6 protein-coding genes and 1 pseudogene are annotated in these 6,756 nt (G+C 74.6%); 2 read left to right on the top strand and 5 right to left on the bottom strand.

The features are described from left to right. The 5 genes and pseudogenes from IDM29_RS13470 to IDM29_RS13450 form a co-directional block, all read right to left on the bottom strand. Positions 1 to 1,041 (bottom strand): annotated as a pseudogene (locus tag IDM29_RS13470) (hypothetical protein); the annotation flags it as partial. Then, a complete protein-coding gene (locus IDM29_RS13465; protein WP_182112081.1) occupies positions 1,041 to 2,378 on the bottom strand; it encodes a S8 family serine peptidase in 1,338 nt (445 codons plus the stop codon). The pseudogene IDM29_RS13470 and the gene IDM29_RS13465, both read right to left, overlap by 1 nt. Further along, positions 2,375 to 2,890 (bottom strand): hypothetical protein, encoded by a 516-nt coding sequence (locus tag IDM29_RS13460; RefSeq protein ID WP_188037635.1) that lies wholly within the window; start codon positions 2,888 to 2,890, stop codon positions 2,375 to 2,377. The genes IDM29_RS13465 and IDM29_RS13460 overlap by 4 nt, the downstream gene beginning before the upstream one ends. Positions 2,891 to 3,061: 171 nt before the next feature. Further along, on the bottom strand, positions 3,062 to 3,346 hold the full coding sequence (locus IDM29_RS13455) for a WXG100 family type VII secretion target (protein WP_182112079.1): 285 nt from the start codon (positions 3,344 to 3,346) through the stop codon (positions 3,062 to 3,064). A gap of 26 nt (positions 3,347 to 3,372) precedes the next feature. Beyond that, complete coding sequence (locus IDM29_RS13450) at positions 3,373 to 3,684, bottom strand: WXG100 family type VII secretion target (RefSeq protein ID WP_182112078.1); 312 nt, start codon at positions 3,682 to 3,684, stop codon at positions 3,373 to 3,375. A gap of 263 nt (positions 3,685 to 3,947) precedes the next feature. Between IDM29_RS13450 and eccD the strand changes: the two genes are divergently transcribed. Together eccD and eccB are read left to right on the top strand one after the other, a co-directional pair. Further along, the gene (gene eccD / locus IDM29_RS13445; RefSeq protein WP_182112077.1) at positions 3,948 to 5,297 is read left to right on the top strand and encodes a type VII secretion integral membrane protein EccD; all 1,350 of its coding nucleotides are present in this window, start codon (positions 3,948 to 3,950) and stop codon (positions 5,295 to 5,297) included. Positions 5,298 to 5,300: 3 nt separating this feature from the next. Further along, complete coding sequence (gene eccB / locus IDM29_RS13440; RefSeq protein WP_188037634.1) at positions 5,301 to 6,695, top strand: type VII secretion protein EccB; 1,395 nt, start codon at positions 5,301 to 5,303, stop codon at positions 6,693 to 6,695. Positions 6,696 to 6,756: the final 61 nt, after the last annotated feature.

The following is a 6,756-nucleotide window of genomic DNA, read 5'->3' as shown; positions in this document are numbered from 1 at the left end:
GAGGGCCGCCGCGCCGAGCGCCGCCCCACCGATGGCGGCGCCGCCGGCGAGAGCGCCGCCCCCGACGCCGTAGCCGCCACCACCGCCGCTGCCGCCGCCGAAGAAGCCGCCCTGCCCGCCGCCGGATCCGCCGCCGTTCCCGTTCCCGGGCAGCGTTCCGGTCACCGTGCCGTCGACCGAGCCGCCGCCGCCGTTCCCGCCTTCGTTGTTGCCGCCGCCCCCGGTGTTGCCCGGCCCGGTCTCCTCACCCGGGTAGAGGACGCCGCCGTTGCCGCCTCCGCCGTTGCCGCCACCACCGTTCTCGTTGCCGCCGCCGCCGAGGCCACCCGGGATCCACTGGCCGACCTGGGCGACGCCGGTCCCCGTCGCGGGACCACCGCCGCCGCCGGGAGCGCCCATGCCGGGGCCGCTCCACGAGGGGGCGCCACCGCCGTAGGTCGGCGCGCTGGGGAACGGTGACGGGCGGGAGGGCCCGCCGCCGCCGTCGCCGCCGTCCCCGCCGTCGCCACCGCTGCTCTCGGAGAAGGCGTTCATGGCGGCGGTCTCCGCAAGCGTCATCTCCGCGGCGAACGTGGTCATGGCCTGCTCGGCCGCGGCCTCGCGCTCCGCGGCCTTCTGCTGCGCGAAGTAGGTCTGGGCGGCGGCCGGTGGCATGCTCCCCACGCCCGGGACCGTCACGGGCATCCCCGTGAGGTGGCCGTGCTGGACGATGGTCTCCTGCCAGGGGTCGAGGTCGGACGGCGGCAACGAGGCGTACGCCTCCTGGGCACGGGCCACGGAACCGGCGGCGTCGGTCGTCACGGTGGCCAGCTTGGTGAGCCCGTCCGCGTAGGACTTGAACTGGCCGCTGACCTGGTTGAACGCCTCCCATGCGGCATCGGCCGACTGACCCGTCATGCCCGGGTCCGAGCCGATCGACTGCAGCATCCCGGCCTGGAGGTCGATCTCCGTGGCGGTCGTCGTCAGGTCGTCGGCGCGCTTCTGCGCCACCGTCAGGTCGGCCTTCTCGGTCTTGGCGAGGGCGTCCTCGTTGGTTCCCATCACGGTTCCCTTCTGGTGGCGGTGGACGCTGCGGTGCGGCGGCGCCGGAGGAGGAGGACTGCGGCGACCACGAGGCCGACCAGGAGGGCGCCGATGCCCAGGGCGATCGGCACGACCGGGGTCGCGGCGTCGGTCGCCGTGGCGGAGTCGTCGGCGGGCGCGGGGGTCGCCTCCGGGGTGGGCGCCGGCGTCGGCTCGGCCGTGGCGGTCGGGCGTGCGTCGGCCATGGCGGCGAGCACCTGTCGCGTCGTGGGGACGGCGTCGACGTCGTCGAGCGGCCGCAGGAACGGGTTCTCGTCGGGGTAGGTGGTGGGGTCGGCGTCCATGAGCCGGCTGACCGAGACGGGGCCGTAACCCCACTGGTCGTCGTGGAGGGGCTCCTCGTTCTCCACCGCGGTGTTGCGGATGAGCGCCTGGATCATCTGGTTGCCCGTGGCCTCGGGGTGCTGGGACCACGCGAGGGCCAGGACGCCGGCGGTCCACGGCGTCGCATAGCTCGTGCCCCAGACGAGCTGGTAGTCCTGCCAGGAGCCGTCCCCCGGGACGGGCGCGAGGATGTCCGCGCCGGGGGCGACCACCCCCATGTAGGGGTGGCTCGTCGTGTACGAGCCCTCGTCGAGCTGGAGGTTGGCGTCCGCCATCTCGACCATGACGACGCCGTTGCCCTCGGCCGGGTACATGGGGGCGTAGCCGCCGTCGTTGTTGGGCGCCCCCAGGATCACGGCGCCGGCCGCGTGGGCCCGCGCGACGGCCAGGCCGATGGGCTCGTTCCACAGCCCACCGCTGGACATGCTGATGATGCGGGCGCCCTGGGCGACCGCGTCGTCGATCGCGTTCGCGATGGGGTAGCCGTAGTCGGCGACGCCGTCCGGTCTGATGCAGTCCGGGCGGTCCTGGGACGGGGTCTCCTCGTACCACCCGGGCGGGCGCATCGAGTAGTGCAGCACCGTGGCACCCGGCGCGACCCCGCGGACGCCGGGCTGTCCGCCGGCGCCCGCCCCGGTGCCGACCAGGAGCGAGATGATCGTCGTCGCGTGCTCGGCGGTGGCGTCGGTGGCGGTCTCGGTGGGGGTCTGGCCGTCCGGCGCCCCGCAGAAGCTGTCGCGCACCACGAGGTTCGCGCCCACGAGATCGGGCGCTGCCGGGTTCACCGGGCCGTCGATCACGGCGATGGTGATGCCCTCGCCGGTGCTGCGCTCGTGCGCGGCCGCGACGCCCGTCTTGGTGTAGTACCAGAGGCCACCGTCCGCGGGGTCCGCCGCGGCCGACGCCGGGGCCGCGACCGACACGCCCGCGACGAGCGCGACCGCCGAGGCGACCGCGCGCCACCGGCTCACTTCTCGGCGTCCCACTCGGGCTGGATCGTGGGGCCCGAGGGGGCCGACGGCGTCGCGGGTGCCGGGGGCATCCAGGGGGTGAGCAGCGGCGGGTCCATGAGCGGGCGCGGTGCCCACGGACCGGGCGTGGTGGCACCCGGCGCGTACGGCGGCGTCGTGGTCGGCGCAGGCATCTCCGGCGGCGTCTGCGCGCGCTCGAGGAGCCTCGCGAGCTCGGCCCGGGCGTCGTCGTCGAGCGTCGTGAGGTCCGCCGCGTTCTGCTCCAGGGTGTCGCACAGCTCCTTGACGCGGCCCCACAGCGTGCGCAGGTTCGCCTCGGCCGTGTTGAGCGCGTTCCGCATGCTCGTGCGGAACTGCACGGCCGGCGGGGCCGACGACCAGGTCGTCGACGTCTGAGCGGCCCTGACGTTGATGATCTGCGGGAGGAAGTCCTCTTCGATGTCGTCGAACAGCCCGTTGAGCTGCTGCACGCGGTACTTGACGACCTCGGGTGTCAGTTCGACCTGCGTCACGCTCTCGTCCTCCATCGATCCCCCAGCCGGTGGTGGCGGCGCCACGCCCCCAACCCGGCGGTGGGTTGGGGGCGAGCGTCACGAACACCGGGTCACGCGCGCGGTGCGCGCCGTGTGCCCTGCGTCGCCGCGTCGTGCAGCGAGGTCCTGCCGGCCGTCAGGCCGGCCGGCTCACCAGCGGGCGGCGTTGTTCTTCTCGGTCGAGTTGTACTCCTGGCCCGACGTGTCGACCGCGCGGCCGATGTCCGTCAGGAGTGCCTTCATGTCGGTGATGGCCGACGTCCACTTGGCCTTCGCGGCCTCGTAGGACGAGGACGCCTCGCCGGACCAGTTCGCGCGCAGCGGCTGGAGCGAGCGGTCCATGTCGCCGAGCTTGGCCTCGATCTGGTTCGCACCGGTCGAGATGTCCGCGGCCGCCGTGGAGAGGGCGGAGAAGTTGACCTTCAGGTCGCTCATCGATGTGCCTTTCTGCCTGGTCGGGTTCAGCCGAGCCGGCTGGTGAGGCGGGCCATCGAGCTGGACTGAGCCTCGTCGGACGCGGTGTACGTGCTCTGCGACTGCAGGAGGTTGTTCTCGAACTCGTTGAGGGCGCTGATGATCTTCTTCGCGTCCTCCTCCCAGCGCTGCATGAGCGTGTTGAACGCCGTGGCGCCCTGACCGATCCAGGCCCCACGCATGCCCTCGAGCTTGCCGCGGAGAACAGAGAGCTCGTTCTCGAGCTCTCCACGCGACTGCGCGACGGCGGATGCGCCGGCCTTGAGCGCACCATCGGCTGCGGAAACTTCTCCAGCCATAGCCACCTCCCCCTACTACGACCCCAGCAGGGCCAACGAAGGACCCGACCGGACCGGCAGGGTCGGCACCCGTGGTGCCGAGGGCGACATTAGGTACGGGCCGCACCGGGTGCAACAGCAAAGATCAACTGTGCACGGAGTCTCCACGACTCGTCACGCGTTCGGGTGACGCGCGACCGACCGACGGGCGGTGCATGGCGGCGCCGGTCCTGCTCACTATGCTGACGTGCCGACGCACGGCCCGCCACGACCGAAGGACCGGGATGACCGCAGCCACCTCGACCGCCGGCGCCCTCGGGACGCTCCTGCGGGTCTCGGTGACCGCCGGGGAGCGCACCGTTGACCTCGGTGCCCCGGGCAACGTCCCCGTCGCCGAGCTGGTGCCGGGCCTGGCGCGCACGCTCGGCCTCCTCGACGCGGCCACCGTGCACGGCGGCTTCCGGCTGGTCCGCACGGACGGCCGTCCTGTGGACTCCGACCGGAGCCTGCAGGCGCAGGGCGTCGAGGACGGGTCGGTGCTCACGCTGGAGCCGGGAGCCCACGTGGCCGACGTCCGCGTCTACGACGACGTCGTCGAGGCCGTCGCGGACGCGGTCGAGGGGCAGTACGCGCCGTGGACCGCCCGCGACTCCGCGCTCACGGCCGTCGTCGCGGCGACGGCGTTCCTCCTCACCGGCGCCGCGCTCCTGCTCGGCGCCGACCAGGCGTCCCTCTTCCCGCCGGTCGTCGCGGCGGCCGGCGCACTCCTCGTCCTCGGGGCGGCCGCCGTCGTGGGCCGGGTGGGCGGGCACGACGTCGGTGCGCGCGCGCTGGTGCTCACCGCGAGCGTCTTCGGCCTGGTGGCCGGGCTGACGGCCGGGACCGGTGCGCCCTCGTGGGGCATGCCCGCCACGCTCGGCGGCGTCGGCATGCTGGTGGTCGCGGTGATCGGCATCCCGACCCTGCCCTCCGGCCGGGAGATCTGCGTGGCCCCGGGGGTCCTCGGCCTGACGCTGGGCGTCGTGGGCGCCGTCGTCGCGGGGACGGGGGCCGCACCCGGGGCGGTGCTCGCGGTCGTGGTCGCGGTCGCGGTCACCGCCGGCAACGCGATCCCGTGGCTGGCGCTCGCCAGCACCCCGCTGCGGGTGATCTCCCCGCGCAGCGACGCCGAGATCCTGCTGGACCCCGTCGCGATCGACCCCGACGAGGTGCGCGAGCAGTACGGGCGCGGGCACCGCCTGCAGGTGGCGCTGCGGGTCGCCGTCGGCGCGCTGGCGATCGCCGCCGCACCCGCCGTGGTCGCCACGGGGGTCGCCGGGACGCTGCTGCTCACCGCCGCCTTCGTGGGCATGCTCCTCGGGGTCCGGCAGACGTACTCGCGCCACGACGTCCTCGTCGTCATGGGCGCCGGGATCCTGGGCCTGACCGTCACGGGCGTCCTGGCTGCGGCCGCACACCCCGAGTGGCGCAGCGCCCTCGCGATGGGTGCCGGTGGCGCCGCGGCGCTCGTCATCGCGCTGAGCCTGGTCGCACCCCGGCAGCGGGTGGCGATGGGCCGCGCGGCGGACACGCTCGAGCTGCTCTGCCTGGCGCTGCTGCTGCCGCTCGGCATCGCAGCGGCGGGGCTGGTCTGACCGGTGGCGAACAAGAAGGACCTCGTCGAGGCCCAGACCTTCAGCCGGCGACGCCTCCTGACGGCCTTCGTGTCCGGGGCCCCGGGCGGTCGCGAGCTCGAGCCGACCAAGCCGCTGCGCGCCGTGATCACGGGCGTCGCCCTGACGGGCCTGCTCGTCGTGGGCAGCCTCGTCTTCGGGCTCCTCGTGCCCGGCCTGCCGAACGGCTGGGACCACAACTCCCTCATCGTCACGCGCGACGCGGGGGCGCGGTACGTGGCGCTCGACGGCACCCTCTACCCGGTCCTGAACACCGCCTCGGCGCGCCTGCTCATCGAGGGCGAGTACCGCGTCATCCAGGTCGACGACGACAAGATCGCGTCCGCGCCGCGCGGCGAGACCCGCGGGATCCCCGGCGCCCCGGACGACCTGCCCACGCCCGCGTCGCTCATCTCCTCGGGGTGGCTCTCGTGCACGGAGCCGCAGGGCGGCCTCGCGACGGTGCTGGCGACCGGCGAGATCCCCGACACGGTCCGCGCCGAGCTCGCCGAGGCCGAGGCGGAGGGCACCACCCCGCCCGGGCTGCTCGTCCAGACCGGCGGCGACCTCTTCCTGGTGAGCGAGGGCCTGCGGCACCTCATCCCCCGTGCCGATGCGCCGGCGGTGCTCCGCGCGCTCGGCCAGGAGACGGTGCTGCCGTGGGAGGTCAGCGGGCAGTGGCTCAACCTGTTCCCCGAGGGGGCCGACCTCGACCCGCTCACGACCCCGGGAGCGGGCGAGCCGCTGCCCGACGGCGCGCCCGCACCGCCCGGCGCCGTGGTCGGCTCCGTCATCTCCGTGACGGACACGGGCGCGCGCTACGTCGTCGACGGGGCAGGCGCCCTCGCGCCGCTGAGCCCCTTCGCGCTCGAGCTGTACCGCATCGGCTCCGGTGTCGTGGTCGGCCAGGACGTCGAGGTGCAGGCGGCGCAGATCAAGGCGATGGCGAACACCGACACGGCCGCCGGCGGCGCCGACTGGCCCACCGAGGTCCCCGGGTCGCTGCCCGAGGACGAGGTCGCGTGCGCGTTCCTGCAGACCGAGCCCGAGACGGGGGAGAACCCCGAGGTCAGGCTCGTCTCGCACCCCGACGTCGTGATGGACGTCGGACGCCAGGTGGTCCACGTCCAGCCGGCGGCCGGAGCCCTCGTGCACGCCACCGCCGGGCCGGGCATGACGGGCCCGACCCTGCTGGTCGACCAGACGGGCCGCGCGTTCCCGCTGCCCGGCGCGAGCGAGGAGCTCCTGGGCCGCCTCGGCTACACGCCGGACGACCTGGTCGACGTGCCGCGCGAGTGGATGAACCTCTTCCCGGCCGGCCCCGCGCTCACCGTCGAGGGCGCCATGCAGGCCGCGGAGCCCGTCCAGGCGGCCGGGTGACCTCGCGCGCGCGGGGCGCCGTCGCCTCGCTCGCCGCGGGCGCGGCCCTGCTGGTGGCCGT

It is taken from the genome of Actinotalea sp. JY-7885 (assembly GCF_014525465.1).
GTDB lineage: Bacteria > Actinomycetota > Actinomycetes > Actinomycetales > Cellulomonadaceae > Actinotalea.
The sequence above is the reverse complement of the archived record's forward strand: the minus strand, read 5'-3'. Positions and strand labels throughout refer to the sequence as shown.

Excerpts from the sequence above, each read along its gene's own strand:
- eccD (WP_182112077.1), top strand. The coding sequence starts at position 3,948 with ATGACCGCAGCCACCTCGACCGCCGGCGCCCTCGGGACGCTCCTGCGG.
- IDM29_RS13455 (WP_182112079.1), bottom strand. The coding sequence starts at position 3,346 with ATGAGCGACCTGAAGGTCAACTTCTCCGCCCTCTCCACGGCGGCCGCG.
- IDM29_RS13450 (WP_182112078.1), bottom strand. The coding sequence starts at position 3,684 with ATGGCTGGAGAAGTTTCCGCAGCCGATGGTGCGCTCAAGGCCGGCGCA.